28 protein-coding genes are annotated in these 25,346 nt (G+C 70.7%); 9 read left to right on the top strand and 19 right to left on the bottom strand.

From position 1 onward, the window contains the following. Window positions 1-3: 3 nt before the first annotated feature. From ACTXG6_RS11510 to ACTXG6_RS11480, 7 genes are all read right to left on the bottom strand, one after another. A complete protein-coding gene (locus ACTXG6_RS11510; RefSeq protein WP_445187766.1) occupies window positions 4-480 on the bottom strand; it encodes an SRPBCC family protein in 477 nt (158 codons plus the stop codon). Beyond that, on the bottom strand, window positions 477-1,253 hold the full coding sequence (locus tag ACTXG6_RS11505; protein ID WP_445187765.1) for an SDR family oxidoreductase: 777 nt from the start codon (window positions 1,251-1,253) through the stop codon (window positions 477-479). The genes ACTXG6_RS11510 and ACTXG6_RS11505 overlap by 4 nt, the downstream gene beginning before the upstream one ends. Continuing rightward, a complete protein-coding gene (locus tag ACTXG6_RS11500; RefSeq protein WP_445187764.1) occupies window positions 1,253-2,407 on the bottom strand; it encodes a sulfotransferase family protein in 1,155 nt (384 codons plus the stop codon). The genes ACTXG6_RS11505 and ACTXG6_RS11500 overlap by 1 nt, the downstream gene beginning before the upstream one ends. Next, entirely contained in the window at window positions 2,404-3,483 is a 1,080-nt protein-coding gene (locus tag ACTXG6_RS11495) for a DUF1214 domain-containing protein (protein ID WP_445187763.1), read from the bottom strand. Before ACTXG6_RS11495 ends, ACTXG6_RS11500 begins: the two co-directional genes overlap by 4 nt. A 114-nt stretch (window positions 3,484-3,597) precedes the next feature. After that, window positions 3,598-5,436, bottom strand: coding sequence for an adenylyl-sulfate kinase (cysC, locus tag ACTXG6_RS11490; RefSeq protein ID WP_445187762.1), 1,839 nt, complete (start codon window positions 5,434-5,436; stop codon window positions 3,598-3,600). Further along, complete coding sequence (cysD, locus tag ACTXG6_RS11485; protein WP_445187761.1) at window positions 5,436-6,335, bottom strand: sulfate adenylyltransferase subunit CysD; 900 nt, start codon at window positions 6,333-6,335, stop codon at window positions 5,436-5,438. The genes cysC and cysD overlap by 1 nt, the downstream gene beginning before the upstream one ends. Continuing rightward, entirely contained in the window at window positions 6,332-7,090 is a 759-nt protein-coding gene (locus ACTXG6_RS11480) for a 3'(2'),5'-bisphosphate nucleotidase CysQ (RefSeq protein ID WP_445187760.1), read from the bottom strand. Before ACTXG6_RS11480 ends, cysD begins: the two co-directional genes overlap by 4 nt. Before the next feature lie 87 nt (window positions 7,091-7,177). On the opposite strand from ACTXG6_RS11480, the gene ACTXG6_RS11475 reads away from it, so the two are divergent. Continuing rightward, window positions 7,178-7,792 carry a TetR/AcrR family transcriptional regulator gene (locus tag ACTXG6_RS11475; RefSeq protein WP_445187759.1) on the top strand — a complete coding sequence of 205 codons (615 nt, stop codon included), beginning with the start codon at window positions 7,178-7,180 and terminating at the stop codon, window positions 7,790-7,792. A gap of 87 nt (window positions 7,793-7,879) precedes the next feature. Next, window positions 7,880-8,860: an NAD(P)H-dependent flavin oxidoreductase gene (locus ACTXG6_RS11470; protein WP_445187758.1), complete on the top strand. Its 981-nt coding sequence runs from the start codon at window positions 7,880-7,882 to the stop codon at window positions 8,858-8,860. On the opposite strand, the gene ACTXG6_RS11465 is transcribed toward ACTXG6_RS11470, so the two are convergent. Continuing rightward, the gene (locus ACTXG6_RS11465) at window positions 8,857-9,606 is read right to left on the bottom strand and encodes a hypothetical protein (RefSeq protein ID WP_445187757.1); all 750 of its coding nucleotides are present in this window, start codon (window positions 9,604-9,606) and stop codon (window positions 8,857-8,859) included. The genes ACTXG6_RS11470 and ACTXG6_RS11465 overlap by 4 nt on opposite strands. Window positions 9,607-9,712: 106 nt before the next feature. Here ACTXG6_RS11465 and ACTXG6_RS11460 point away from each other — a divergent pair, with 106 nt between their 5' ends. Further along, window positions 9,713-10,258 carry a TetR/AcrR family transcriptional regulator gene (locus tag ACTXG6_RS11460; RefSeq protein ID WP_445187756.1) on the top strand — a complete coding sequence of 182 codons (546 nt, stop codon included), beginning with the start codon at window positions 9,713-9,715 and terminating at the stop codon, window positions 10,256-10,258. Between the two features lie 33 nt (window positions 10,259-10,291). On the opposite strand, the gene ACTXG6_RS11455 is transcribed toward ACTXG6_RS11460, so the two are convergent. Continuing rightward, entirely contained in the window at window positions 10,292-10,942 is a 651-nt protein-coding gene (locus tag ACTXG6_RS11455; protein ID WP_445187755.1) for a TetR/AcrR family transcriptional regulator, read from the bottom strand. A 160-nt stretch (window positions 10,943-11,102) separates the two neighbouring features. On the opposite strand from ACTXG6_RS11455, the gene ACTXG6_RS11450 reads away from it, so the two are divergent. The 4 genes from ACTXG6_RS11450 to ACTXG6_RS11435 all read left to right on the top strand — a co-directional run bounded on the left by ACTXG6_RS11450 (window position 11,103) and on the right by ACTXG6_RS11435 (window position 14,757). Beyond that, window positions 11,103-12,698 (top strand): phytoene desaturase family protein, encoded by a 1,596-nt coding sequence (locus ACTXG6_RS11450; protein WP_445187754.1) that lies wholly within the window; start codon window positions 11,103-11,105, stop codon window positions 12,696-12,698. A gap of 60 nt (window positions 12,699-12,758) precedes the next feature. Further along, window positions 12,759-13,544 (top strand): hypothetical protein, encoded by a 786-nt coding sequence (locus tag ACTXG6_RS11445; protein WP_445187753.1) that lies wholly within the window; start codon window positions 12,759-12,761, stop codon window positions 13,542-13,544. Window positions 13,545-13,731: 187 nt separating this feature from the next. Continuing rightward, on the top strand, window positions 13,732-14,346 hold the full coding sequence (locus tag ACTXG6_RS11440) for a L,D-transpeptidase (protein WP_445187752.1): 615 nt from the start codon (window positions 13,732-13,734) through the stop codon (window positions 14,344-14,346). Window positions 14,347-14,493: 147 nt separating this feature from the next. Then, window positions 14,494-14,757, top strand: coding sequence for a hypothetical protein (locus tag ACTXG6_RS11435; RefSeq protein ID WP_445187751.1), 264 nt, complete (start codon window positions 14,494-14,496; stop codon window positions 14,755-14,757). An 18-nt stretch (window positions 14,758-14,775) separates the two neighbouring features. Here ACTXG6_RS11435 and ACTXG6_RS11430 read toward each other — a convergent pair whose 3' ends face one another. Further along, window positions 14,776-16,002, bottom strand: coding sequence for an ROK family protein (locus ACTXG6_RS11430; protein WP_445187750.1), 1,227 nt, complete (start codon window positions 16,000-16,002; stop codon window positions 14,776-14,778). A 69-nt stretch (window positions 16,003-16,071) separates the two neighbouring features. On the opposite strand from ACTXG6_RS11430, the gene ACTXG6_RS11425 reads away from it, so the two are divergent. Further along, window positions 16,072-16,734, top strand: a complete 663-nt coding sequence (locus tag ACTXG6_RS11425) for an HAD-IA family hydrolase (RefSeq protein ID WP_445187749.1) — start codon at window positions 16,072-16,074, stop codon at window positions 16,732-16,734. 116 nt (window positions 16,735-16,850) lie between these two features. Here the strand turns inward: ACTXG6_RS11425 and ACTXG6_RS11420 are convergent, their stop codons facing one another. From ACTXG6_RS11420 to ACTXG6_RS11410, 3 genes are all read right to left on the bottom strand, one after another. Further along, window positions 16,851-17,480: a methionine adenosyltransferase domain-containing protein gene (locus ACTXG6_RS11420; protein WP_445187748.1), complete on the bottom strand. Its 630-nt coding sequence runs from the start codon at window positions 17,478-17,480 to the stop codon at window positions 16,851-16,853. A gap of 53 nt (window positions 17,481-17,533) precedes the next feature. Then, complete coding sequence (locus tag ACTXG6_RS11415) at window positions 17,534-18,313, bottom strand: SDR family NAD(P)-dependent oxidoreductase (RefSeq protein WP_445187747.1); 780 nt, start codon at window positions 18,311-18,313, stop codon at window positions 17,534-17,536. 86 nt (window positions 18,314-18,399) lie between these two features. Next, a complete protein-coding gene (locus ACTXG6_RS11410) occupies window positions 18,400-18,852 on the bottom strand; it encodes a nitroreductase/quinone reductase family protein (RefSeq protein ID WP_445187746.1) in 453 nt (150 codons plus the stop codon). A 128-nt stretch (window positions 18,853-18,980) separates the two neighbouring features. Here ACTXG6_RS11410 and ACTXG6_RS11405 point away from each other — a divergent pair, with 128 nt between their 5' ends. Beyond that, window positions 18,981-19,679, top strand: a complete 699-nt coding sequence (locus tag ACTXG6_RS11405; protein ID WP_445187745.1) for a TetR/AcrR family transcriptional regulator — start codon at window positions 18,981-18,983, stop codon at window positions 19,677-19,679. 3 nt (window positions 19,680-19,682) lie between these two features. Here the strand turns inward: ACTXG6_RS11405 and ACTXG6_RS11400 are convergent, their stop codons facing one another. The 6 genes from ACTXG6_RS11400 to ACTXG6_RS11375 form a co-directional block, all read right to left on the bottom strand. After that, window positions 19,683-20,486 carry a class II aldolase/adducin family protein gene (locus ACTXG6_RS11400; RefSeq protein ID WP_445187744.1) on the bottom strand — a complete coding sequence of 268 codons (804 nt, stop codon included), beginning with the start codon at window positions 20,484-20,486 and terminating at the stop codon, window positions 19,683-19,685. A 103-nt stretch (window positions 20,487-20,589) separates the two neighbouring features. Further along, window positions 20,590-21,600, bottom strand: coding sequence for a 1-aminocyclopropane-1-carboxylate deaminase (locus ACTXG6_RS11395; protein ID WP_445187743.1), 1,011 nt, complete (start codon window positions 21,598-21,600; stop codon window positions 20,590-20,592). A 66-nt stretch (window positions 21,601-21,666) separates the two neighbouring features. After that, window positions 21,667-22,332, bottom strand: a complete 666-nt coding sequence (locus ACTXG6_RS11390) for a GntR family transcriptional regulator (RefSeq protein WP_445187742.1) — start codon at window positions 22,330-22,332, stop codon at window positions 21,667-21,669. Window positions 22,333-22,364: 32 nt separating this feature from the next. Continuing rightward, window positions 22,365-22,685: a MarR family transcriptional regulator gene (locus ACTXG6_RS11385; protein ID WP_445187741.1), complete on the bottom strand. Its 321-nt coding sequence runs from the start codon at window positions 22,683-22,685 to the stop codon at window positions 22,365-22,367. Window positions 22,686-22,804: 119 nt separating this feature from the next. After that, a complete protein-coding gene (locus ACTXG6_RS11380) occupies window positions 22,805-23,773 on the bottom strand; it encodes a threonine ammonia-lyase (RefSeq protein ID WP_445187740.1) in 969 nt (322 codons plus the stop codon). Between the two features lie 92 nt (window positions 23,774-23,865). After that, a complete protein-coding gene (locus tag ACTXG6_RS11375) occupies window positions 23,866-25,092 on the bottom strand; it encodes a DUF222 domain-containing protein (protein ID WP_445187739.1) in 1,227 nt (408 codons plus the stop codon). Window positions 25,093-25,346 lie beyond the last annotated feature (254 nt).

Raw genomic sequence — 25,346 nt, 5'->3', positions numbered from 1 at the left:
GACCTACCGCCTGAGCACCCGGAGCTGCTCGGCCCGCTCGCGCAACGCGCGCGCCACCGCGTCGAAGCCGGCCTTCACCCACGGGCCGGAGTTCTCCATCACCCAAGCCGCGTGCTCGCCGGTGAACGTGTCCGTCGTGTGGTAGCCGCACCGGTCCGGCCCCAGCGGCTCGATCCACTGGTCCCGTACCGCGAAGATGCCGGGCAGCTCGGTACCGGTGTCGTAGCGCAGCAACCGGGGCGGGTCGACCACGCGGATGTACTCGCGGTTGACGAAGGTGCCGGGCGAGCCGTCGGGGTTGGGCAGGGTGAGGTCGATCGGGGCACCGACGGCCAGGGAGGTCGCCACGGCCACCGTGTACGGGTTCCACTCCGGGTACCTCGGGTAGTCGACGAGCACCTCCCAGACGAACGCCGCCGGCGCGGCGATCTCCACCCGGACCGACTCGACCACAAACGGCTCGACCGTGTTCGTGCTCATGGCATGTGCTCGCCGGCGTTGACGTCCAGCGTCGCGCCGGTCACCTCGGACGCCAGGCGGGACAGCAGGAAGAGGACCGCGCCGGCGCAGGCTTCGTCGGTGGGGATGCGGCCCAGCGGGTTGCGGGCGGCGATCTCGTTGTACACGTCCTGCTCGGTGACACCGCGCTGCTCGGCGGTGAACTTGAGGAAGTACCGCACCCCGGGGCCGTCCAGCCAGCCCATGATCGCCTGGTTGGCCCGGATGTTGTGCTCGCCCAGCTCCAGGGCCAGGAAGTGGGTGGCCGAGGTGAGCGCCGCTTTGGCCACCGCGTAACCGCCTTCGCCGCGCATCGGCTTGCGGGTGGTCATGGTGCCGATATTGACGATCGAGCCCCCGCCGGCCGCTTTCATGTGCGGCACCACCGCGTTGGTCACCCCGAGTGTGCCGAACAGGATGATGTCCATCGACCGCCGCAGCTGCTTCTCCGGTGTATCCAGCAGGTCGTAGAACCCGGGGTGCGAGTACGCGGAGTTGACCAGGCCGGTGATCGTGCCGAACCGGTCGACCGCTGTGTCCACCAGCCGCTGGACGTCCTCGGGTCTGCGCACGTCGCAGGGCACGCCGACAGCCTCCCCGCCGACCGAGGCGACCTCCTTCGCCACCTGGTCCATCACCGCGGTCGAGCGTGCCGCCATCACCACCTTGGCGCCCTCGGCCGCCGCCCGGGCGGCCAGTTTGGCGCCGAGACCGGGGCCAACGCCGGTGATCACCACGACCTCGTCGGACAGCATCACAGGTAGACCTCCGTGTAGAAGGCGAAGTCGCGCTCGAGCTGCTCCACCGACAGCCCGAAGTCCGGCGCCGCGTAGGAGTGCGCGCCGTGCGACTCCTTGCGGTTCTCCCCCAGGTACGCGGCGAACGCGGCGTCGTCCGGGGCGTCGGCAGCCAGGCCGACCTCGTCGAGCACCCGCCGGGCCTGCGCGGCGGGGTCGGCCAGCATCTCGGCGTAGCGGACGTCGACGAACCGGTCGCGGCGGGCCGCGCGGACGGTGGCGAAGTCGCGCAGGGTGGCCTCGAACCGGTCGCGCCAGTACCGCCCGATCCGCACCGGGTCCACCGACTCGCTGTACTGCGCGGACATCGTGCGCACCATGGACGCGTACGACGGCACCGCGCTGGCCGGCGACCGGTGCGTCATCACGATCTTGCAACCGTCGAAGGTGTCCAGCACGGTGCCGACCGCCGTGAGGTGGTGCGGCGACTTGAGCACCCACCGCCGGCCGGCCCGCGCCCGGTCCTGCCAGCGCAGCACCTGCAGCCATTCACGCAGCTCGCGGTAGGCGGGCGTCTGGTCGGCCGTGCGCAGCCAGTCGCCGTAACCGGGCACCCAGTAGAACGAGTCGAAGCTCATCGAGGCGAACGACCGGTCGACCAGGATCACGTCCTCCTCCGGTCCGTCCCACACCACCGTGTGCAGGTCGGCGAAGTCGGGGGACAGCTCCAGGAACAGTCGAGCCTGCTCCCGCGCGCGGTGTTTGCGCACCGGCGCATCCGGTCCCTCGCCGGGGAACGGGATCGGGAACGACGTCTCCCAGGACAGCGTCGAGGTGAGCTTCGGCGACGCGGCCAACAGCCGGTGCAGCAGCGTCGACCCGGTGCGCGGCAGCCCGCAGATCACCGCCGCGACGCTGACCTCGGCGTCGCGGATCTCCGGGTACTCGCCTTGCAGCGCGCGCAGCCGAAGCCGGTCGACCAGCAGCGCGGTGAGGCGGCGCCGGCTCAGCTCCAGGCCGAGCGGGGACAGCGCGGCCTCGGCGTTCAGGCTCGCCACCAGCACCCGCAGCGGCTCGGTGAACCACTCGTCGCCGAACTCGCTCATGCCGGCCTTGGCGCGCGCCGCGTCCAGCAGGGCATCGACGGACAGTCCGGCGGACACCGAGGTCATGACGCCTCCACGGGAACCAGTGAGTCCAGCGAGACCACCCGGCACCTCGGCAGCGGGTGGGTGGCCGCGCCGAGCCAGCGCAGCAGCGCGGTACCGCTGTCGTGCCCGCAGGTGTCGATCCAGTTGCCGACGCCCGGGTCGCGCGCGGCCACCACCAGCGTGAGCCGGCCGTCGCCGTCCAGCATCGCGGTGTGCTTGTTGACGGTGATCCGGCGCCGGTGATCCAGCGACTCCATCCACCAGTTGTCCAGCTGGAAGTTCCAGTAGGGGCAGTCCGGCACGTCGGTCTCGATCACCCAGGCCTCGCCGGGGCGCAGCGCCCAGTAGCCGTGCAGGTAGAAGATCTCCGGGTCGCCGCCGGCCCGCTGGAACATCTCCTGGCCGAAGTCGGGCAGCTCGTTCGGCCGGGTCATGAACAGCTCGGTCCAGCGCGCGAAGGTGGCCGCGGTGCCGTGCACGGCGAGCGCGGCGCGGCTCAGCGACCTGGCGAGCAGCTCCGGGGTCAGCGGCGCGGGTTCGGCCGGACCGCCGAGCTGCTCGATCCGCCAGTCGCCCAGGGTCTCGCCGGCCCGGTCCAGGTAGGTCTGGCGCACCACGAGACCGGTGGAGTCCGGCGCGAGCGGCAGCCAGTTGCCGCCGTGGGGCGTCGCGCTGGCCACGATCTCGATGCTGCCGTCTGGCTCGGCGACCAGGTCGGCGTCGGTCAGCTCGCCGGTCGAGGCCATGGTGCCGTCGGTGGCGTAGCGGTTGGCCTTCGAGCCGATGCTGAAGTAGCCGATGCTGCCCCGGCGGCCGGTGATCCGGTAGCTGCGGTTGCCCCGGATGGTCGCGGACAGGTAGACGTTGTCCGGGTTGTCCGCGCCGATCTTGACCAGGTCGAGCTGGTGGAACCGGGGGAAGTCCGGGTCGGCGTTGTCCACGCAGGAATACAACATCTCCCGGGTGAGCCGGCTCAGGTACCGGAAGCCCTCGGCGCGGTCCAGCGGGGTGTCCGGCGCGCTCCCGGCGAGGACAACCTGGCCGGCCTGCTCCAGCGCCCGGCAGAACTGGGTCCAGGCCTCACCGGGTTCGGTCACCGCAGCCTCCTCGCCGCACCGCGCCAGAACTTAGAACAAGTTCTAGTCCAACGGCGACGACGATACCGCAATTTGGACAGCGTTCAATACTGCGTTCAATACTGCGTTCAGCACTCAGATGACGCCCATGGCGGCGAGCCGTGCGACCACCGCGCGGGCGGCGTCCTCGGGCTCCAGCGCGGTGGTGTCCAGCCGCAGCTCGGGCTGCTCCGGCGGTTCGTACGGCGAGTCGATGCCGGTGAAGTTCGCCAGCTCGCCGCGGCGCGCCTTCGCGTACAGGCCCTTGGGATCGCGCTGCTCGGCCACCGCCAGCGGGGCGTCCACGTACACCTCGCAGAACTCGCCCGGCTCGACCAGGCTGCGCGCCAGCTCGCGCTCCGCGCGGAACGGCGAGATGAACGAGACGAGCACGATCAGCCCGGCCTGCACCATCAGCGTGGCCACCTCGGCGATCCGCCGGATGTTCTCCACCCGGTCCGCGTCGGTGAAGCCCAGGTCCTTGTTCAGCCCGTGCCGCACGTTGTCGCCGTCCAGCAGGAAGGTGCGCCGGCCGTCCGCGTGCAGCGCCTTCTCCACCAGGTCGGCGACGGTGGACTTGCCCGCCCCGGACAACCCGGTGAACCAGACCACGCAGGGCCGGTGCCCGTTCTGCTCGGCGCGCGACTGTTCGCCGACGGTGAGCTGTTGCCAGCGCACGTTCGCCGAGCGGCGCAGCGCGAAGTCGATCATGCCGGCGCCGACGGTCGCGTTGGTCAGCCGGTCGAGCACGATGAACGAGCCAAGGTCGCGGTTGGCCGTGTACCGCTCGAACGGGACCGCCACGTCGAAGTGCACGTTGGCCACGCCGATCTCGTTGAGCCGCAGTGTCTTCGCCGGGGCGCGGCCATCCGAGTCCACCTCGACCCGGTACTTCGGCTGGTCGGCGGTGAACCCGACGGTGCGCGCACCGATCTTCGCGAGGTACCTGCGACCGGGCAGCAGCTGGTCGTCGGCCAGCCACACCAGGTGCGCCTGGAACGCGTCGGCGACCTCGGGCGGCGCGGCGGCGGCGGCCAGCACGTCACCTCGGCTGACGTCCACCTCGCCGGCCAGCACCACGGTCACCGAGCTGCCCGCGACCGCCTCGGCCAGGTCGCCGTCCATGGTGACGAGCCGCTCCACGGTGGACGCCGCCGCGCCGGGCAGCACCCGGACCTGGTCGCCGGGGCGCAGCACACCCTGCAGCACCCGGCCGGCGTAGCCGCGGAACTCCGCCGTCGGCCGGTTCACCCACTGCACGAGCAGCCGGGCCGGGGCAGCGTCGTCAACGGCCGTGACCTCGGCGTTCTCCAACCAGTCCAGCACGGTCGGACCGCCGTACCAGGGCGTGTGCCCGGACCGGCTGACCACGTTGGCCCCGTCCACCGCGCACACCGGCACACATCCCACGTCACCGACGCCGAGCTCCTTGGCGAACGCGCGGAACTCGTCGCTGATCGCGGCGAAGACCTCCGGTGAGTAGCCGACCAGGTCGAGCTTGTTCACCGCCAGAAGCACCTGCCGCACGCCGAGCAGCGACACCAGGTGCAGGTGCCGGCGGGTCTGGGTGAGCAGGCCGCTGCGCGCGTCGACCAGGATCACCGCGGCGTGTGCCGTCGACGCCCCGGTGACCATGTTCCGGGTGTACTGCTCGTGCCCCGGCGTGTCCGCGACGATGAACCGGCGGCGCTCGGTGGCGAAGAACCGGTAGGCCACGTCGATGGTGATGCCCTGCTCGCGCTCGGCGGCCAGGCCGTCCACCAGCAGCGCGAAGTCGAGGTCCCCGCCGCGGCTGCCAACCCGCTTCGAGTCGGCGGCCAGTGACTCCAGCTGGTCGGTGTGCAGCAGCTTCGACTCGTAGAGCAACCGGCCGATCAGCGTGCTCTTGCCGTCGTCGACGCTGCCGCAGGTAATGAACCGGAGCAGAGCGGCCATCAGAAGTAGCCCTCCTGCTTCTTGCGCTCCATCGACCCGCTCCGGTCCCGGTCGATCGCCCGCCCCTGGCGCTCCGAGGTGGTCGCGGTGCGCATCTCGTCGATGATCTCGTCCAGCGTGGCTGCCGAGCTCTCGATCGCGCCGGTCAGCGGGTAGCAGCCGAGCGTGCGGAACCGCACCGTGCGCCGCTGCACCCGCTCCCCGTCCGTCAGCGGCAGCCGGTCGTCGTCAACCATGATCAGCATGCCGTCCCGGTCGACCACCGGGCGCTCGGCGGCGAAGTAGAGCGGCACGATCGGGATCCGTTCGCGCCGGATGTAGCGCCAGACGTCCAGCTCGGTCCAGTTGGACAGCGGGAACACCCGGATGCTCTCGCCGGGGTTGGTGCGCACGTTGTACAGCCGCCACAGCTCCGGGCGCTGGTTCTTCGGGTCCCAGCGGTGCTGCTCGGTACGGAAGGAGAACACCCGTTCCTTCGCCCGCGACGCCTCCTCGTCCCGGCGCGCGCCGCCGAATGCGACGTCGAACCGGTGCTCGTCCAGCGCCTGCCGCAGCCCCTGGGTCTTCCACAGGTCGGTGTGCGTCGCCGAGCCGTGCTCGAACGGGTTGATGCCGAGCGCCAGGCACTCCGGGTTGCGGTGCACGATCAGCCGCACGCCCAGCCGCGCGGCGGTCTCGTCCCGGAACGCGATCATCTCCCGGAACTTCCAGGTGGTGTCCACGTGCAGCAGCGGGAACGGCGGCGGGCTGGGATAGAAGGCCTTGCGCGCCAGGTGCAGCAGCACCGAGCTGTCCTTGCCGATCGAGTACAGCAGCACCGGGCGCTCGCTCTCCGCGACCGCCTCCCGGAAGATGTCGATGCTGTCGGCCTCCAGCTCGTCGAGCTGCGCCAGCGTCACCAGTAGACCTCGGTCAGCCCGGCGCGCAGCGGGTCGGCCAGCTCCGGGTGGCAGACCACCAGGTCGGGCAGCCACGGGTCGCGGCGGTTGTAGCGCAGCGGGCTGCCGTCCAGGCGCGCCGCGTACAGCCCGGTGGCCAGCGCGACGGCGACCGGCGCGGCCGAGTCCCACTCGTACTGGCCGCCGGCGTGCAGGTAGGCGTCCACCTCGCCGCGCACCACCGCCATCGTCTTCGCGCCCGCGCTGCCCATCGGCACCAGCTCCGCGCCCACCATGGTGGCCAGCTCGCGGACGAACCCCGGTGGCCGGTTGCGGCTCACCGCGAAGCGCACCGGGCGGTTCAGCGCGGGCAGCGCCGGCGGCTTGTCGGTGCCGAAGGTCTCGCCAAGGGCCGGCAGCGCCACCGCACCGGCGACCAGCTCGCCGCCCGCCCAGAGCGCCACGTGCACCGCCCAGTCGCTCCGCCCGCGCTCGCCGAACTCCCGGGTGCCGTCCAGCGGGTCGATGATCCAGACCCGGTCGGCGGTGTGCCGGGTCGGCGAGTCCTCGGCCTCCTCCGAGCGGACACCGTCGCCGGGGCGGTGCTCCGCCAGCCGCGCGGCGAGGAACTCGTGCGCCACCCGGTCGCCCTCGTCACGCAGCGAATCCGGGTACCGCGAGGCCCCACGCGCACGGACGTCCAGCAGCACCATCCCGGCCTCGGTGGCCAGCGCTCGGGCCAGCTCAGCGTCCGACCGGTACTCGGGGATGGGCATGCCGCACGGTAACACGGCCATTGGACAGCGTTCAGATTGTTCTGAACGTCGTCCAATACGCGTAACATCCGTTGCGTGGACAGCGTCGTGCAAGTCGCCAGGACCGCCTGGGGCGACGCGGAGGGCCGCCACCGGGACATCCTCGCCTCGGCCGAGCAGATCCTGGCGGAGTCCGGGTACCCGGCGCTCACCATGCGCGCGATCGCCGCCGGCGCCGGCGTCAGCTCGGGCACCGTCTACCAGTACTTCGCTGGCAAGGAGGACGTGTTCGCCGCCCTGATGGCGCGCCGCCTCGACGACCTGCGCGACACCCTGGACACGGTGGACCGGGGCCTCGGCGTCACCGGCGTCCTGTGCGAGATCCTCCCCCAGGTCACCGAGCTGTGGCGCCGCCTCGGCCGGTCCGCGCCGCAGTGGGAGGCGAAGGTGCTCGCCGGCCGGGGCGGCAGGGGCCTGGTGACCTCGGCGACGGTGTACCGGCGGACGATCCAGGCACTGGCCCGCGCCCTGACGGAGACCGCCGCGGCGAACGGTCAGGCCCTCGTCGACGATCCAGCGGTGGCGTTCTGGGTCTGGGACTCACTGATCGGACTGGCCGACGACCTGCTGCACGGGGGCGCCGCGCAAGGCAAGGTGCGCTCGAAGCGACTGGTCGAGTTCGCCACCGCGGCCATCGAACGGGGCATCGTCACGCCTGGCTGACCGTCGGTCGGCCGCTCGCCAAATACTCTAGTGCTAGATGAGTTAGGGTGCCCGGAGAGAGACTTCGCCGGCGACGAGGAGCCAGTTGTGCTGACCACCCGCTTCACCGAGACATTCGGCATCGAGCACCCGATCGTCTGCGGCGGGATGACCGCCGTCGGCACCGCCGAACTGATCGCCGCGGTGGCCAACGCCGGCGCGCTGGGCTGTCTGACCGCCCTCACCCAGCCCTCCCCGGAGGCGCTGGCTAAGGAGATCGCCCGCGTGCAGGGTTTGACGGACAAGCCGTTCGGGGTGAACCTGACCATCCTGCCGACGATCAAGCCGGTGCCCTATGACGAGTACCGCGACGCCATCATCGAAAGCGGCGTGAAGATCGTCGAGACGGCCGGCGCCAACCCGGAGCCGCACCTGCCGTCGTTCAAGGCGGCCGGCGTCAAGGTCATCCACAAGGCGGTCGCGGTGCGGCACGCGCTGAAGGCGGAGCGGCTCGGCGTCGACGCGATCAGCATCGACGGCTTCGAGTGCGCCGGGCACCCCGGCGAGGACGACATCGGCGGCCTGGTGCTGATCCCGGCCGCGGCGGCGAAGCTGAGGATCCCGATCATCGCCAGCGGCGGAATCGCGGACGGTCGGGGCCTGGCCGGCGCACTGGCGTTGGGCGCGGACGCCGCCAACATGGGCACCCGCTTCATGGCCACCACCGAGGCGCCCATCCACGACAACGTCAAGCAGCAGATCGTGGCCAACGACGAGCGCGCCACCAAGGTCGTGTTCCGCAAGTTCCGCAACACCGCCCGGGTGGCCCGCAACTCCGTCTCCGACCAGATCGCCGAGATCGAGCGCCAGGAGGGCTCCACCTTCGAGGACCTCGCCGAACTGGCCGCCGGGGTGCGCGGCCGCGCCGAGGTGCTGGGCAAGGGCGACATGGAGGGCGGCATGTGGTGGGCCAGCCAGGCGCAGGGCCTGATCAACGAGGTGGCCAGCTGCGCCGAGGTGGTCGCCAGGATCGTCGCGGACGCCGAGGAGATCATCGGCAACCGGCTCGCCCGGATGTACAGCGCCTAGACGGTTGTGGGGCTGCGGAGCGGCTCCTCGGCCGGGCGCTCCGCGGTGCCGCGGCCCAGTAGCCGGTACATCGTGATGCTGGTGGCGATCGCCCAGAACCCCCAGGTGCCGACGGCGGTGTACCAGGACAGCAGGCCGTCCGGCGCCAGCGGCCCGCTCTTGGTGAAGATGATCGCGAACTGGAAGACCTCGGCGACCGCCGCGAAGAGCGTGTACCAACCCAACCAGGTCGGGAAGGCGCCGGCCCGGCCGCGGGACCGCAGCATGATCGCGCCGACCAGCACCATCTCGGTGGCCAGGATCGGCCAGAAAAGCTCCGAGCCGATCCAGGCGACGTCGCTGACCGCCTGCGTGACGTCCGGGTTGGTCTGGGTCGGGCGGTAGGCGGCCACGGCGAAGAAGACCAGGTCCATCGCCAGCAGGAACGGGGTGGCGATCCCGCACGCGCTGGCCGCGATCGCCTTCACCCGCGCACCGCCGTCCAGCCGCCAGAGCATCACGCCGAGCTGGACCGTCCAGGTCACGTACGCGGCCATCGCCAGCTCGCACAGCGTGATGCCGACCAGGAAGCCGGTCCGGTGCACCGTGTAGTACTGCGCGGTCTGCACCGGCGACCAGGCGAAGTCCGGCGGCTGCGGCCAGCAGACCTCCAGCCCGATCAGGCACAGCACGATGAACACCAGGCCGTTGAGGGCGAAGAACCGCTGCCAGCGGTGGTCACTGGCGATGGACAGGCGGGACGTCATGGCCGGGCTCCCTCGATCGCCATAGAACGCTCTATGCTGACGCTCAAGATAGAGCACTCTATGGTTGGGGTCCAGCCCGGTTCCGGACGTTGCCGAGGGAGTGGTCGTGCCGCTGTACGTGACGCGCGAGCAGTACTTCACGGCGGCCATCGAGATCCTGTCCGAGCAGGGTTTCCGCCGGCTCAAGATGACCGCGCTGCACCAGCGACTGGGTGTGAGCAGCGGTTCCTTCTACCACTACTTCAAGAACTGGCCGGACTTCGTCGCCGCGTTCCTGGCGTACTGGACCGCGCACACCAACCAGATCGCGGAGAAGGCCGGCGCCACCCCGGACCCGTTCGACCGGCTCGAGCTGCTGCGCGCGTTGACCCGCACGGTGCCGCACGACGCCGAGGTCGCGATCCGTACCTGGAGCGCGATGGACCCGATGGTCGCCGCCGCCCAGCGGGACGTGGACCGCCGCCGTCTCGACATCATCCGGACCTCGGTCGTCGAGGCGACCGGCAGCGAACGGGACGCCGACCGGCTCGCCGAGCTCGGACTCAGCATGATCGTCGGGTGGCAGCAGCTGCGCCAGCCGTTCGACCCGGAGGCGATGGACTGGATGCTGACCCGGTTCATCGAGATGGTCACCCAGCTCGCGGAGCCGTGACCTAACCTCACGACGAGCGCGCCGGGCCTGGGCCTAGTCGGCGCTCGGCGGGACCCGCAGGCCATGCACGGACATCTGGGTCATCGCGGCGAGCATCCGGTCGTAGGTCACCTCGCCGCCGATCATCAGCCAGTCCCCGTGCAGTGCCACCGACAGCGCCATGCTGAACATGACGCGCACCATCGCCGGCAGGTCGGAGTCGGCGAAGCCGCGCTCCTCGGCCTCCGTCTCGACGACCTCCTCGAACAGCGCCAGTACCAGGCCGAACGCGTCCCTGGCCTGGGCGGAGATCTCGTCGGCGACCTCGTCGAACTGGTGCGCCGACATCAGCGCCATCAGCAGCTCGCGCTGCGCGAAGAGCACCCGGAACAGCCCGTCGAAGAACCGCCTACCCTCCTCCGCCGCGCTCAGCTGGCCGTGCGCGCGGTTGCGGTACTCCTTGATGTACTGGTCCATGAACTCGGTGAACGGGGTGACCGCCGCTTCCTGGAACAGCGTCGCCTTGTTGCCGAAGTGCCGGAACAGCATCGGCTCGGACACTCCGGCCCGGTCCGCGATGTCCCTGGTCGAGGTCCCGCCGTAGCCCCTCTCGGCGAACAGCTCACCGGCCGCCGCGAGCAGCAGCCGGCGCCCGTGCCCGTGCACGCTGGGCTTCGGCGGCTTGGCGGAGGCGTCGCGGGGCATGCTCAACGGTATCCCCGCCACGCCGGGGCCCGCGAGGCGTTGCCGGGACCCGAACGACCGGCCTTTTTTAATCCAGCCTTGACAACAGCGAGCCGCCCGGGAACCCTCAGGCCTACGTTGGTTTAGTGCCCACTATATGAGGCACATCGAGGAGGCTCCTATGCCCAACCCCGACGTGATCGTGGTCGGCGCCGGCCACAACGGTCTGACCGCGGGCTGCTACCTGGCCAAGCGGGGCCTGCGGGTGCTGGTCGTCGAGTCCACGGACAAGGTCGGCGGGATGACCTCGACCAACCCCGTGCTGGCCGGGGCGCCGCAGCACCGGGTCAATGAGGGAGCGATGGACTCCTCGCTGTGGCGCACCACCACGATTCCGAAGGACCTGGGGCTGCACCGGTTCGGGTTGCGCGAGCTGGAGGTCGACCCGCCGTACGCGTTCCTGGATCCGGACGGGTCGTCGCTGTGCATCCACCGCGACCCGGTGCGCACCGCCGAGGAGATCGGCCGGTTCCACCGCGGCGACGCGCGCGCCTACCTGGAGCTGGCCAACACCCTCGACGCCGCGATGAACCTGGTCGTGCCGTTCATGAACACCAACCCGGTGCGGCCGAACCCGGGCGGCCTCCTGGCCGGCGCCGCGAGGTCCGCCCTGCACCCCACCCGGCTCGGCCCGATGGGCCATTTCTTCACCACCTCGCACGCCGAGTTCGTCGACGAGCGCTTCACCGACCGCCGGATCAAGGCGCTGCTCGCCGCACTGCCCTGCTTCGCCCCGATGTTCGAGGACGGCACCGCCTGGGTGTTGATCTACTTCGGGCTGATCCACCGGGCCGGGGTGGGCCGGTTCGTCGGTGGCACCGGTGCGCTCACCGACGCGCTGGCGCGGTGTTACGCCGCGGCCGGTGGGCGGCTGCGCACCGGAGCCGTGGTCGAGGGAATCGTCATGCGCGGCGGCCGGGCAACCGGGGTGCGACTGGACACCGGTGAGGAGCTCACCGCCCGAGCGGTGGTCACCACGAACAACGTCAAGGTCCCGCTGACCGAGTGGCTGCCGGACGGCGCCCTGCCGGATCACCTCGCCGAGCGGGTGCGCCATATCCCGACCGCGTCGACGCACGCGTCCTCGTTCAAGGTCGACCTGGCACTGAGCGGCCGGGCTCAGCTGCCACGGCACCAGGAGAGCCGTCGCGACGGTGTCGACCTGCGCAAACCGGCGCTCTGCTACACGAGCTTCGAGGAGCACGTCGAAGCCTGGCGGGCCTGCGCCGCCGGCGAGGTACCGGACCCGCTGCCGGGTATCGCGATCCTGCCCACGGCGGTGGACCCGACGCAGGCGCCCGACGGGCAGGACACCTTCTGGTTCTGGTCCGGGATCTCGCCCGTGCACTCGAACCGGCCGTGGTCACGACTGGCCGAACCGACCGCCGAGCGGGTGCTGGAGGCGGCGTCGAAGCACATCGATGGGCTGAAGGAGCTGGAGATCGACCGCCAGGTGATGACCCCGCCACGGTTCGAGGAACGCTTCCGCGCACCGGACGGCAACGTCTACCACGTCGATCCGACCGCCACCCGGTTCGGGCCGCTGCGGCCGGCGGCCGGATTTGCCGGCTACCGGACCCCGGTCGACGGGCTGTTCATCAGCGGCGGCGGCACCCACCCGAGCGCCGGCATCTGCGGTGTCCCGGGCCAGCAGGCCGCACGCACCGTGCTGCGCAGCCTGCGCGGCGGGCGGCTGCGCAGGCCCGGCAAGCACTGACCGGCACCCCCGGGAAGTCCGGGGAACCCACGCCCGAGACGAGGAGGAGCGACCGTGTCCATGAACGAGCCAGTCAGCGCGGCCCAGCACGCGGCGATCAAACGACGGCTCTGGAAGGCGTGCATCTGGTCCTGGCCGGTCGGGCTGGTGGTGTTCGGGGTCGGCTTTATACTCTTCGCCGGCTTCGTCCCGCCACCCTCGCCGGCGAACAGCGCCCAGCAGATCGCCGACATGTTCGCGGCCAACCGCAACGGCATCCGGGTCGGCATCATCCTGGCGCTGTTCGGCTCCGCGATGCTGCTGCCCTTCCTCACCGTGGTGTCGGCGGAGATCCGCAAGATCGAGGGCCCGAACCCGCTGCTGGCGCCGATGCAGTTCGGCGGCGCGGTGGTGCTGGTGACGTTCTTCCAGATCATCGGGCTGGCCTGGCTGCTGGCCAGCTTCCGCTCCGACATCGACCCGGACATCGTGCGCACCCTGAACGACTACTGCTGGTTCGTCTGGTCGATGCTCGTCGCGACATACATGATCCAGTACATCTGCATGGCGATCGCCGGATTCATGGACATGCGGCCGCACCCGATCTGGCCCCGCTGGGCCGCCTACCTGAACCTGTGGGTCGCCGTGACCGGTGCGGGCGGCCAGCTCGCGGTGTTCTTCAAGGCGGGCCCGTTCGCCTGGAACGGGGTGGTCGGGTTTTGGCTCCCGGTGCTCATTTTCATAATCGGTATGTGTGTGACCACTGCCCTACTGCTGCGCCGCGCGCACTACGAGGCCACCCAGCTCGCCCCCTCGAACTCCACTCCGGCGCAGGTCACGGCCACCGGAGCGGCCGTGAGCGCCTAGCCGGGCGGGGTCCGGGAGTGGTGTTCGGGAGTGCTGTCCGGGGCCTTGCCCTCAGTCGCCTGTCAGCTTCGCCAGGTTTCAAGGGCAACCTCTGGGCACCTCGCGCGTCATTCACAGTGAATGCCGGGTACCCCCCGAACCCGGCGCGCGGGCTGATGCGCCCGCCGCAAGCTGTGAGAGGTTGTGGATGTCCAGGTTTCGCCAGGTAGGCAGGCGCCGGGTCGCGGTGGTTAGTGGTGCCGTGGCACTGACCGGTGCGGTCAGCGTGTTCTTCGCGGTCCCCGCGCTCGCGCTGACCCCTGCCGAGATCGCGGCCACGACGTCCGCCAAGGTTGCCGGCACCCCGTGCACCGCCGCGGCCGCCGCCTGCGTCGACGTGAACAAGCGGAAGGCATGGCTGATCAAGAACGGCAAGATCCTGCGCGGCCCCGTGACGATCGCCACCGGCGGCCCCGGTGAGGAGACCCCGACCGGCAACGTCTTCCGGGTGTACCGCAAGGACCAACACCACACGACCGCCGAGTTCAAGCTGCCCAACGGCAAGCCGGCACCGATGCCGTACTCGGTGTTCTTCGAGGACGGCGGCATCGCCTTCCACGCGGGTGACCCGAAGCGGGCGTCCGCCGGGTGCGTGCACCTGAGCATGGCCGACGCGCAGGCGTTCTTCAACACGCTGCAGATCGGCGACCACGTCCAGGTCATGGACGGCCCGAAGGCCGCTCCCGCGCCCTCCGCCAACAGCGACGACAACAACGGCGACGACAACAGCGATGACAACAGCGATGACAACAGCGACAACTGATCAGCTGACCCGGGAACGCCGCTGACCCCATGAACTGAGCCGGGAGCCCAGACTGGAGGGCCAGGTCACCTAGGTGACCTGGCCCTCCGCTTTTCACTGGGCCACCGAAACCGAGGCGCGCCCGCATTGACACCGGATATGGCGTGAGTGACATTTCGGGCCGTGCAACTGGTCAGCGGCTGGCGGCTGCTCTCCGTGCTCCTCCTGCCGGTGTCGCTGGACGCGGCCGGCAGCGCACTGGTGGGCTGGCCGATCTTCAGCGCGCTGAACGCCGGCGCCGCCCCGGTCACGAAGTACGCCGCCGCCATCCTGACCGTGCTGATCGGGGTGGCGGTGCTGGAGTCGACGATCGCGTACGGCGTCCGGGTGGCGGCGCCGTACCGGCCGGCCAGCGCCGAGGTGCGTGTCTGAGCACGGGTCAGACACCTGTTACAGCGCCGTCTGCTCCTCGGCCCAACCGGCCAGCGCCGCCTCCGTGGTGATGTGGTCCAGCCCGACCGCCGCGGCACCGTGCCGGGCGCCGTGCTCGCCGTGGCTGGCGTCCAGAACGGGCGGCGGTTCGGCCCGGCGGAACGCCATCAGGCCGCCGAGGTAGGCCGAGGCGAACTCGGCGGGAGCGCCGGCGCGCAGTGGGCCGGCCAGCCCGCCGAGCGTGACGACGTCCGGGTCGTGCAGGTTCACCAGCCCCGCGATGCCGGCGCCCAGCGCGGTCGCGGCGGCAGTGACGGCTGCCCTGGCCTCGGCGCTGTCCCGCCGCAGCACCTCGACGGTGTAGGCCCGGGGACTCGCCGGCCGCCGTTCCCCCAGATGCCGCGCCAGCGCGATGCCGTTGACCGCGAGTTCCCAGCACCCGGTGGCACCGCAGTGGCAGCGCAGTGCATGGTCCCCGAACGGGAGGTGGCCGTACTCGCCGGCCGCCCCGGTGGCGCCGCTGACCGGGCGCCCGTCGACCGTCAGGCTGCCCCCGATCCCCGCCTCGACCAGCAGGTGCAGCCCGGTACGGCTGCCACTGGCCGCCCCGGAGCGGGCCTCCGCCACGCCGGCCAGGGTGGCGTCGTTGCCGATCAGCAGCGGCAGGTCGGTCAGCGTGCCCAGGTCCACCGGCGGCCAGCCCAGCGAGGACGCATCAACCAGGCGCCCGTCCCCGACGGTCGCGGCCACCGCCAGCGACACCGCACGCAGCCGGCCGCCGAGGCGCTCCCTGGCGCGCGCGATGAGCTGGCCGAGCTCGGTCAGTACGGGCTCCGGCCCGCCGCTCTGGCCGTCGCTCTGGCCGTCGCTCTGGCCGTCGGCCCGCCCGCCGCCGTGCCGGCCGGCGCCGAATGGCCGCAGCTCGCCGTCCAGGGCGGCCAGGTCGGCCCGCCAGTCGTCGTGGCGCAGCTCGATCAACAGCACCAGCGGACCGGACGGGTGCGGCCGCAGCACGCCGGTGGGTCGGCCGCGGCCACGCGGAACCGCCGGCGACTCGACGAGTAATCGCAGCTCGCGCAGCCGTGCGGTGATCTCGGTCGACGAACCCGTACTCAGCCGCAGTCGGTGCGCCACCTCGGCGCGGGTGACCCCCGGCGCGCGCCGCACCTCGGCAAGCACCGCACTGGCGGTACGCCAGCGCGCGTCACCCGCCCGGCCGCTCTTCGCGACGGCACTGTTCAGCACAGCTCCACCCCAATAAGCTCGCAGTACGAGGATAATAGCCGGGTAGGGACCACTGGCGAGGGAGCCGCAATGGAACTGGGTACTGATTCGGGCACGGAGCTGGTCATCGATCTCCGCGAGGTCGCCGCCGTCCTTCTGGACATGGACGGCACGCTGGTGGATTCCGACGCGGCGGTGGAGCGCGCCTGGCGGGCCTGGGCGGCGGACTACGACCTCGACCCGGACAAGGTGCTGGCGATCGCGCAGGGGACGCCGGCGATCAGCACGGTGCGCCGGTTCTGGCCGGAGTGGTCCGACGAGCGCGCCCAGGCCGACGCGAACCGGCAGCTGGCCCGGGAGTGCGTCGATCTCGCCGATGTGGTGCCGACGGTCGGCGCGCACCGACTGCTCGAGACCCTGCGCGAGTCGGGGTTGCCCTGGGCGGTGGTCACCTCCGCCGACACCAGGCTGGCTCGCGCCCGCCTCGGTCGGGCCGGCATCACCCCGCCGCTGCTGATCACGATCGACGACGTGGCCTCAGGCAAACCCGACCCGCAGGGCTTCCTGATGGCGGCCGAGCGGCTGGGCATCGACCCGGCCAGGTGCCTGGTGGTGGAGGACTCGGACGCGGGGATAGCCGCCGGCCGGGCAGCGGGGGCCACGGTCGCCTCCGTCAAGGGCCGGCCCGCCGACCTCCGCCTCGTCGACCTGGAGCAGCTTGCCGCGTTGCTGACCCAGGCAAGGGCGGCCTGACAGCAGCGGGCTCGCTTTCGACAGTCGATCTGTGCCCAAAACTCTACCCTAAATTCTCTTGACGGTTGCTCGGCGGTGATCCGACAATTGGCGCCTCACTTTCGAGGAAGGCTTTGCTAAGTCAGCTGAGTGATTAACAAATGAGGAAGGTCCGTATGTCCACGAGACCTAGAAGCAGGTTCGCCGCGCTCGGCGTATCGGCCGTTTTGTCCGGCGCCCTCATGCTCGGTTCGAGCGGTACGGCCTCGGCCGCACCTGCCGCCGCCACCCCGATGGCGCAGGTCGCGACACCAACGAGCGTCACTCTGACCGACCGCGACCACAACCGTCACTGCCGTCGCGAGTGGCACGGGGGCTCGTGGTCCTGGCGCGACGACGGCAACTGGGACCGCCACCACCACTGGCGCGGCCACCGGAGCCACCACTTCCGTCACGGCTGGTGGAGCTGGGAATGTAGATAGCCGCCTCGAAGAGACCTCCCGAACCCGGGAGGTCTCTTTTATTGCGACTCGCACATCGATGCAACGCACCCCTGTTGAGAGAAAGCCGACTGCCTCACACAATCGGCGAAGCGCGAACAGAGCGAACGCGGGCCACGGCCCCGAGGTCGGCGAGTAGATCGGCCGGTGCAGGTCCAGGTAGCCGCGGAACGCGGCCGGGCGCAGGTCGAAGTGCTCGCTCACCAGGGCCTCGATCAAATCCCGACCCACCCGCTCGGTACCGAACGTCTCGATCAGCACCGACACCGGCCGGACGCGGCGCCAAGCGGACTACCGAGCGGCCGCTCGGTAACGAGGCGCTACCAGGTGGCGATCAGGCCGCCGTCGATCCGGATGTCGGCGCCGGTGACGTTGGCGGACCGGTCGCTGGCGAGCAGCAGCACCAGGTCGGCCACCTCGCGCGGCTCGGAGAAACGCCCGGTCACCGAGCCGGCGGCGGCCTTGTCGGCGACCTCCTGGGGCGTCAGCCCGGTCGCGCCGGCCACCGTCTGCGCCACGCCATCCTCACCGAGCCACAGCGCGGTGCCCACCGGGCCGGGACTGACCGTGTTGACCCTGATGCCGCGTGGCCCCAGCTCCTTGGACAACCCTTTGGAGAAACCAGCCAGCGCGGCCTTCGCGGCGCTGTAGTCGAGCACCCCGGGATCCGGCAGGGAAGCGTTCACCGAGGAGATGTTGACGATCGAGCCGGCGCCGGCGGCGAGCATCACCGGCAGTGCGGCACGGGTCGCGCGGACGGCGGCGAGCAGGTTGAGGTTGAGCGTGGCCAGCCAGTCCTCGTCGGCGATACTAAGGAACCCGCCGGTCCGAGCGGGCGCGCCGCCGACGTTGTTGACCAGGACGTCGATCCGATCGCCGGCGAACTCCACCAGGTCGCCGGGCCCCGACGGCTCGGCGAGGTCGGTCAGCAGGACCCGCACCGAACCGGCCTCGACCAGTTCGCTCAGCTCGGCCGAGCCGGTCCGGGCGCCGGCCACGACGGTGGCCCCCTCGGCGACCAGCGCCTGCACCACGGCCAGCCCGATTCCCTTGCTGGCGCCGGTGACCACGGCCACCCGCCCGTCGAGTCCGAGATCCATTGTGTGACCTCCCACTGAAGCCGCCCCTCGGCCCGCATGGCCGAACTGGTCGGTCGCGCCCGGACAGTCTGCCGGGCCGTGCGCGATCACGCGTCGATGGTGATCAGGAAGACCGGGTAGCCGGGGGCGATCCGCAGCAGGTCCTCATCGGAGGCGTCCGCGCCGACGCCGTCGAAGAACACGCCGACCTCGAACTTCCAGCGCTTCAGGTATGCCCGCAGCACGGCGGGCTTGTCGGCGTCGGCCAGCTCGGTGGCCCGGAACGTCTCGACGCGCCGCCCGACCACCAGCTCGCCGGTACCGATCGCACGCAGGTTCCGCACCCACTGGGCGAGCCCCCTCGGCGCGACGAGGTAGTCGGCGCCGTCGAGGGTCAGCAGGTTGACCGGGGTGCTGCGCCACTCACCGGACTTGCGGCCCTTGACCCGCAGCACCCGGGAACCCCAGACGCTCATGCCGTGCCGCGTGAGGGCGCCCACGGCCTTGTTGAACAGGTTCGCGGTGAACGTCGGCGCGACGTAGCGGGCTTGAGCGGTCATGACCTGACTCCTTGACTTTGGAGAGCGGCGCTCTCGCTTGAGAGCAGTGAACACCTGCAGGCTCGGGACTGTCAAGAGCAGTGCTCTCTAATTTGATTACTGCTCTCGTCGTAGGCATACTGGCGACCATGAACGCAGGTCGCACCGCACGGGAGCGCGCTCGGGCCGAGCTGACCCGGGAGATCACCGACGCGGCGCGCCGACAGTTGGCCGAGGCCGGGGCGGACGGCCTCTCGCTGCGCGCGGTGGCCCGGGAGCTCGGCATGGTGTCGTCCGCGCTCTACCGGTACTTCCCCAGCCGCGACGACCTGCTCACCGCCCTGATCCTGGAGGCCTACGAGGCGCTCGGCGACGCCGCCGCCACGGCGGACCAGGCCGGCGCCGACCCCGCGCGGCGCTGGCGGGACGTCTGCACGGCGGTACGGGCCTGGTCACGCGCCCACCCGCACGAGTACGCACTGATCTACGGCTCGCCGATCCCCGGGTACCAGGCGCCGCAAACCACCATCGCCCAGGCCGCCCGGGTGCCACTGGTGATGGTCGGCGTGCTCAGCGACGCCCTGGCCGCCGGAGCCCTCACTCCACCGGCCGACGTGCCGACCCCGGGCCCGCTGCTCGCCGAGCAGATCCGCCAGGTGGCCGCCTCGACTGCGCAGGGACTGCCCGGCCCAGTACTGACCTGCGCACTGATCGCCTGGACCCAGCTCTTCGGCATGATCAGCTTCGAGCTGTTCGGGCAGTTGGTCGGCAGCGTCGACCCCAGCGACGAGTTCTTCGCCAACGCGGTCGGCCGGATGGCCGCGTTCGTCGGGCTGCCGCCGGGCTAGAGCTCAGTCCAGGACGTCCGGCTCCTGCTCGAACACCAGGTCGGCAAGCAGCCCGAAGTTGTGCCGCGCCATGTTCGCGTTGCTGAACTGGCGGTGGGCCAGCGTCGCCTCCTCGGTGCTCATCAGCCTGGGCTTGCCGGCCGCGTCCGCCAGCAACTGCATCTGGCAGGCACGGTCCATCGAGATGAACCACCAGGCGGCCTCCTCGACCGAGCGGCCGACGGTCAGCAGGCCGTGGTGGCGCAGGATGGCGGCCCGCCGGGCGCCGAGCCGGGAGGCGATCGCCTCGCCCTCGGTGCGCTCGAGCACCAGGCCCCTGTACTCGTCGAACACCACGTGGTCGTCGTAGAACGCGCAGGACTCCTGGATGATCGGTGCCAGCGGTTTGCTCAGCGAGGCGAACGCCCTGCCGTGGATGGTGTGCGCGTGGGCCACCGCGACCACGTCGGGCCGCGCCTCGTGCACCGAGGAGTGGATCCAGAACGCCGCCTTGTTGGTCCGCCGCGCCCCTTCGATCACCCGTCCCTGCTCGTCGATCAGAAGCAGGTCGCTGACCTTGATCCGAGAGAAGTGCACCGCGTACGGGTTGACCCAGAACCGGTTCGGGAACTCGGGGTCGCGGGCCGTCACATGTCCGGCGATACCCTCGTCGTAGCCGTACCGGGCGAAGACCCGGAAGGTGGCGGCGAGCTGACGCTTGCGGTGCAGTCGCTCGGCCTCGACGGTCGGCTGGCTCTGGGCCAGCTCGGGGAGGTCCAACTGCTCGACGTCGTCCAGATCCGTCTGGTGCACCTCAGCCGTGCTCATCGGTCGCTCTCCCTCGTCGGGCCTGCGCTGGCGAATACAGCAGGTCATCAGACTGCTCTCCGATGCCCCGAAGTCAAGCTCGCGGCCCGTTTCGAACCGGCGGTCAGCTCCGGAACAGCGCGCTGTAGGCGTTGAGCGCGGGCTGTCCGCCGAGGTGCGCGTAGAGCACTGTGGAGTCCTTGCCGATCTCGCCGGTACGCACCAGGTCGATCAGCCCGGCCATCGACTTGCCCTCGTACACCGGGTCGATGATCATCCCCTCCAGCCGCCCGGAGAGCCGGATCGCGTCGAGCGTGGACTCCACCGGGATGCCGTAGCGGTCACCGGCCCAGCCGGCCAGCACGGTGATCTCGTCGTCGGACAGCTCACCGTCCAGCCCGATCAGCGCCGCGGTGTTGCGGGCGATCTTGGCGACCTGCGCGGCCGTCTCCTCCAGCTTCGCCGAGCCGTCGATGCCCAGCACGCGCCGTGGCCGGTCCTGCCCGGCGAATCCGGCGATCATGCCGGCCTGGGTGGACCCGGTGACGCTGCAGACCACGATGGTGTCGAAGAAGATCCCCAGCTCCCGCTCCTGCTGGCGCACCTCCTCAGCCCAGTTGGCGAAGCCGAGCCCGCCCAGCCGGTGGTCCGAGGCGCCGGCGGGGATCGGGTAGGGCACGCCGCCGCTGTCGCGGACCTCGGCCAGCGCCCGCTCCCAGCTGGACTTGAAGCCGATGCCGAAACCCGCGTCGACCAGCCGGACATCGGCTCCCATGATCCGGGACAGCAGGATGTTGCCGACCCGGTCGTTGACCGCGTCCGGCCAGTCCACCCAGCTCTCCTGCACCAGCAGGGCCTTGAGCCCGATCCGGGCGGCCACCGCCGCGACCTGTCGGGTGTGGTTGGACTGCACGCCACCGATCGAGACCAGGTGGGTGGCGCCCTGGGCCAGCGCGTCGGGCACCAGGTACTCCAGCTTGCGGGTCTTGTTGCCGCCGAACGCGAGCCCGGAGTTGCAGTCCTCCCGCTTCGCCCAGATCGCGGCGCCGCCGAGATGGCGGGACAGCCGCTCCAGCGGATGTACCGGGCTCGGGCCGAAGGTCAGGGGATGGCGCGGAAAGTCGCTCAGTGGCATGGCGGTTCCTTTGTCGACCGAGGGTTCGGTGGCGGCTTCGAGCTATGAGTCGGTGGCGGCTTGGAGTTATGCGTCGGCGGCGACTTCGAGCAGTGGCGCGAGTGTCTGCCAGTTGGCCCGCGCGGCAGCTGAGGCGCCGTCGGCGTCGCCGGCCGCGCAGAGTTGGATGATCTTCTCGTGCTGGGCGACCGATGCCCGACCGGTGAGCGAGGAGAACCGCAGCCGTTCGACCCGGCGCAACACCGGCCCGTACTGCTCGAGCACCGCGCGGACCGCCGGGTTGGCGCAGGCGTCCACCGCGACGGCGTGGAACGCGTCGTCGGCCGCCAGCGCATCGTCGACCCGGCTCCCCCGCAGCGCCGCCGCGAAGTCCCGGTTCGCCGCGCGCATCGCGTCCAGCTCGCGCCCGCCGAGCAACGGCACCGCCTCGCGGACCGCCAACTCGTGCATGGCCGCCACGACCGACTGGGCGGCCCTGGTCTCCCTGAGGTCGACCGGGCTGACGATGGTGAACCGCCCCGGCCTGGTCTGTACCAGCCCCGACTGCTCCAGCCGGGCCAGCGCCTCGCGGATCGGCGTCCGGCTCACCCCGAGCCAGCTCACCAGCTCGCCGTCGTTGAGCCGTTCACCCGGCGCGAGCGTGCCGTCCACGATGGCGTTGCGCAGGGCGCGGTAGGCGTCGTCGCGCAACAGTGACCGGGCGACGAGACCTCTGCGTTCCGGCACCGGCATGCAATATATTGCACATTGCACATCGAGCAGTGTCAAGCTGCCGCCGCGAAGCGGCCGGTGCGCGGGGGCTTCTCGCTCGTCTTGTCGATTGCCTGCGCGAGCTCGCTCAGCGCCTCGACCAGCCCGGCGCGGCGCTCGGGGGCGGTGTGCTCCAGGGCGAGCCGCGCGCGCATCTGCTCGACGGCGGACTGCCAGGCCAGGGTCCCGCGCGGGGTGAGGCTGACCAGCACCGTGCGGTCGTCACCGGGCACCCTGGTCCGGGTCACGATGCCGCTGGCCTCGAGCTGTTTGAGCGCACGGGTGGCGGTCGGCTGCGAGACGCGGGCCCGCTCGGCCAGCTGCCCCACCGCCATCGGTCCGCGTTCGGCCTGCTGACGTTCAACATCTGGCGCACCGACCACCGCGTCGAGGTGGCGCCGCGTGAAACTGGCTTGAGCCTGAGCCGCCGGCGGACTCGGGCCCCACATACGGTCTAGCCGGTGGCGGGGGTCTCCCGCAGGATCTCGTCGAACAACACGGGGTCGATGTTGCCACCGGAGACGACCGCGACGGTCGGGCCGGCCGGCAGTTCGTCGGCCCGGTGCAGGTAGGCGGCCGGTGCGACCGCACCGGACGGCTCGGCGACGATCCGGGCGCGCCGGGCCAGCAGGCCGACGGTCGAGCGGATCTCGGCCTCGGACACGGTCAGGATGCCGTCGAGAACCTCGCGCAGGTGGGCGAAGGTCAATTCGGACGGCTCGGCGCGCAGCCCGTCCGCGCTGGTCCGCACCCGCTGCGCGGCCGGCCACCGCACCAGCTCGCCGGCCCGCAGGCTGTCCCTGGTGTCGGCCGCCAACTCCGGCTCGACGCCGAAGACCGCGGCGCCCGGGCACAGCGCCTTGATCGCCACGCCGATGCCGGACGCGAGCCCACCGCCGCTGATCGGGACCAGCACCACGGCGACGTCGGGGAGGTCTTCGGCGATTTCCAACCCGATGGTGCCCTGGCCGGCGATCACGTCCGGGTGGTTGAACGGCGGGATGAGCGTGGCTCCCAGGTCACGCGCCAGTTCAACGGCGACGGCCTCCCGCTGGTCCAGTGGCACCAGCCGTACCTCGGCGCCGAGTGCCCTGGTCGCGGCCACCTTGAGCCCCGGGGCGGTGTCATCGATGACGATCGTCGCGGTGACGCTGGCAACGCGGGCCGCATAAGCGACGGCCTGCGCGTGGTTGCCGCTGGAGTAGGCCACCACACCTCGGGCCCGCACCTCCGGAGCGAGCTTGGCCAGTGCGTTGTGCGCACCACGCACTTTGAACGCACCGATCGCCTGGAGGTTCTCCGGCTTGAGCCACAGCGGCCTGTCGTCGTCGGACCACACACACGGCACCAACGGTGTGCGCACCACGGCACCGCTCATCCGCCGCGCCGCCGCGCGGATGTCCTCGATCGTCACCAGTTGCATGCCCCGATCATGCCGTCGCTGCGACGTCGGTGGCATGTTCTATTTCAGCGCGCTCCGGCACGGCAGGCCAGCACAGATTCCCCACCGTCAGCTCAGGTACGAAGGAGGAGCGGGTTTCGGCGGGGGGTCTGGGAGTAGTCGATCCATTTGGGCGGGATGAATTCGGGGAGTCCGTCGTGCATTCGGACTTCCCAGTCGGACTGGTGCACCATCCGATGATGCGTCCAACACAACATCACCAAATTGTCGAGCTTTGTTTCACCATGGTGGACCCAGTGCACAATATGGTGCACCTCGCAGGAACTCGGAGGCCGGTCACACCCCGGATGGGCACAACCACCATCCCGAACCGCAACCGCCCGCCGCTGCGCCAACGTGGCACACCGTTTCTCCCGCCCCACATCCAACGGCTCACTGTTCGCCCCGAGCACGATCGGGGTGATCTGGGCGTCGCAGCACAGCCGGCGCACCTCACCCGGCCCGATGTGCCCGCCCAACTCGAGATTCGCCCCACGCAACCCGGCCTTCAGCGCCTCCAAACCCATCGTGATCGCCACATGCGGGCGCTCGCCGCCCTGTGCGGGGAGGCGGCCCTCGTCCAGGGCGTGCGCACAGATCTCCCCGAGCGCATCAGCCTGGCGTTGGCCCAACGACTTGTTCTCGTCGGCGGCCGGTTTGAGGATCGCCCCGATCGCCCGCGCCACCGTCTCATACGTCGCCGAGTCCAACTGGCCCTTGATCTTCCCGCCCACCCCGTGGCGGGACTTGGCCAGATGCAGCTCGTTGACCTGCGGATCGTCCTCACCGGGCGGCGCACCGTCCTGATCGAGCAGGTCGAGCTCCTCGCGGGCCTTGCGGGCCAACAACTCCGGGCTGTACTGCCGCGCCCAGTCGGCGAACAACACCTCCGCCGCCACCCACTGCTCCACCGTGATCCGCCGCGCGGCATCCGTAGCCAACACCGACTCGATCACCTCAGCATGCGCCAGATCAATCTCCAGCGCACCCAACGCCATCGCCGTCGCCGGCAGTTTCGGCTCCAACACCTCACCCACCAACGACCGCGTCGGAAACACACTGGACGCGACCGCGACCATCCGACGGCCGTCCCGCTGACTCACCCCGAGCAGATCGCTGACCGCATTCGCCGAATGCATCCCACGCTCGAGAAACTCCCCGTCCCGATCCAACCCCGCGACCAGCATCAACGAGTCGTACTCACATTGGCGCCGCAAAACCTGGTAACTCTTCAACCCATCAATCCGACACTCCGCATCACCGGAGCGTTCGAGTGCGCGCAGCGCGGCCATGGAATCCATGACCACCCGCCGCGCCGCAACAATCGAACTCTCCGACATACCCAGAATTATGCCGAAGGACCCCGACAGTTTCGGACCGATACCTAGACCAAAAGGTGAGATTCCCGACGACCTAACCGACCACTGTCCCGTCCAAAGCTTCAGTAAAGCGCGCCCAGCCACCAAACCGCGCCCAGCCACACCAAGGGGGGATATACGAGCGGGGCCGGCCCCGCTCGGTCCGGCCCCGCTCGATGCCGGCGTCCGTCTGTCGG

It is taken from the genome of Pseudonocardia sp. Cha107L01, from assembly GCF_052566575.1.
The sequence above is the reverse complement of the archived record's forward strand: the minus strand, read 5'-3'. Positions and strand labels throughout refer to the sequence as shown.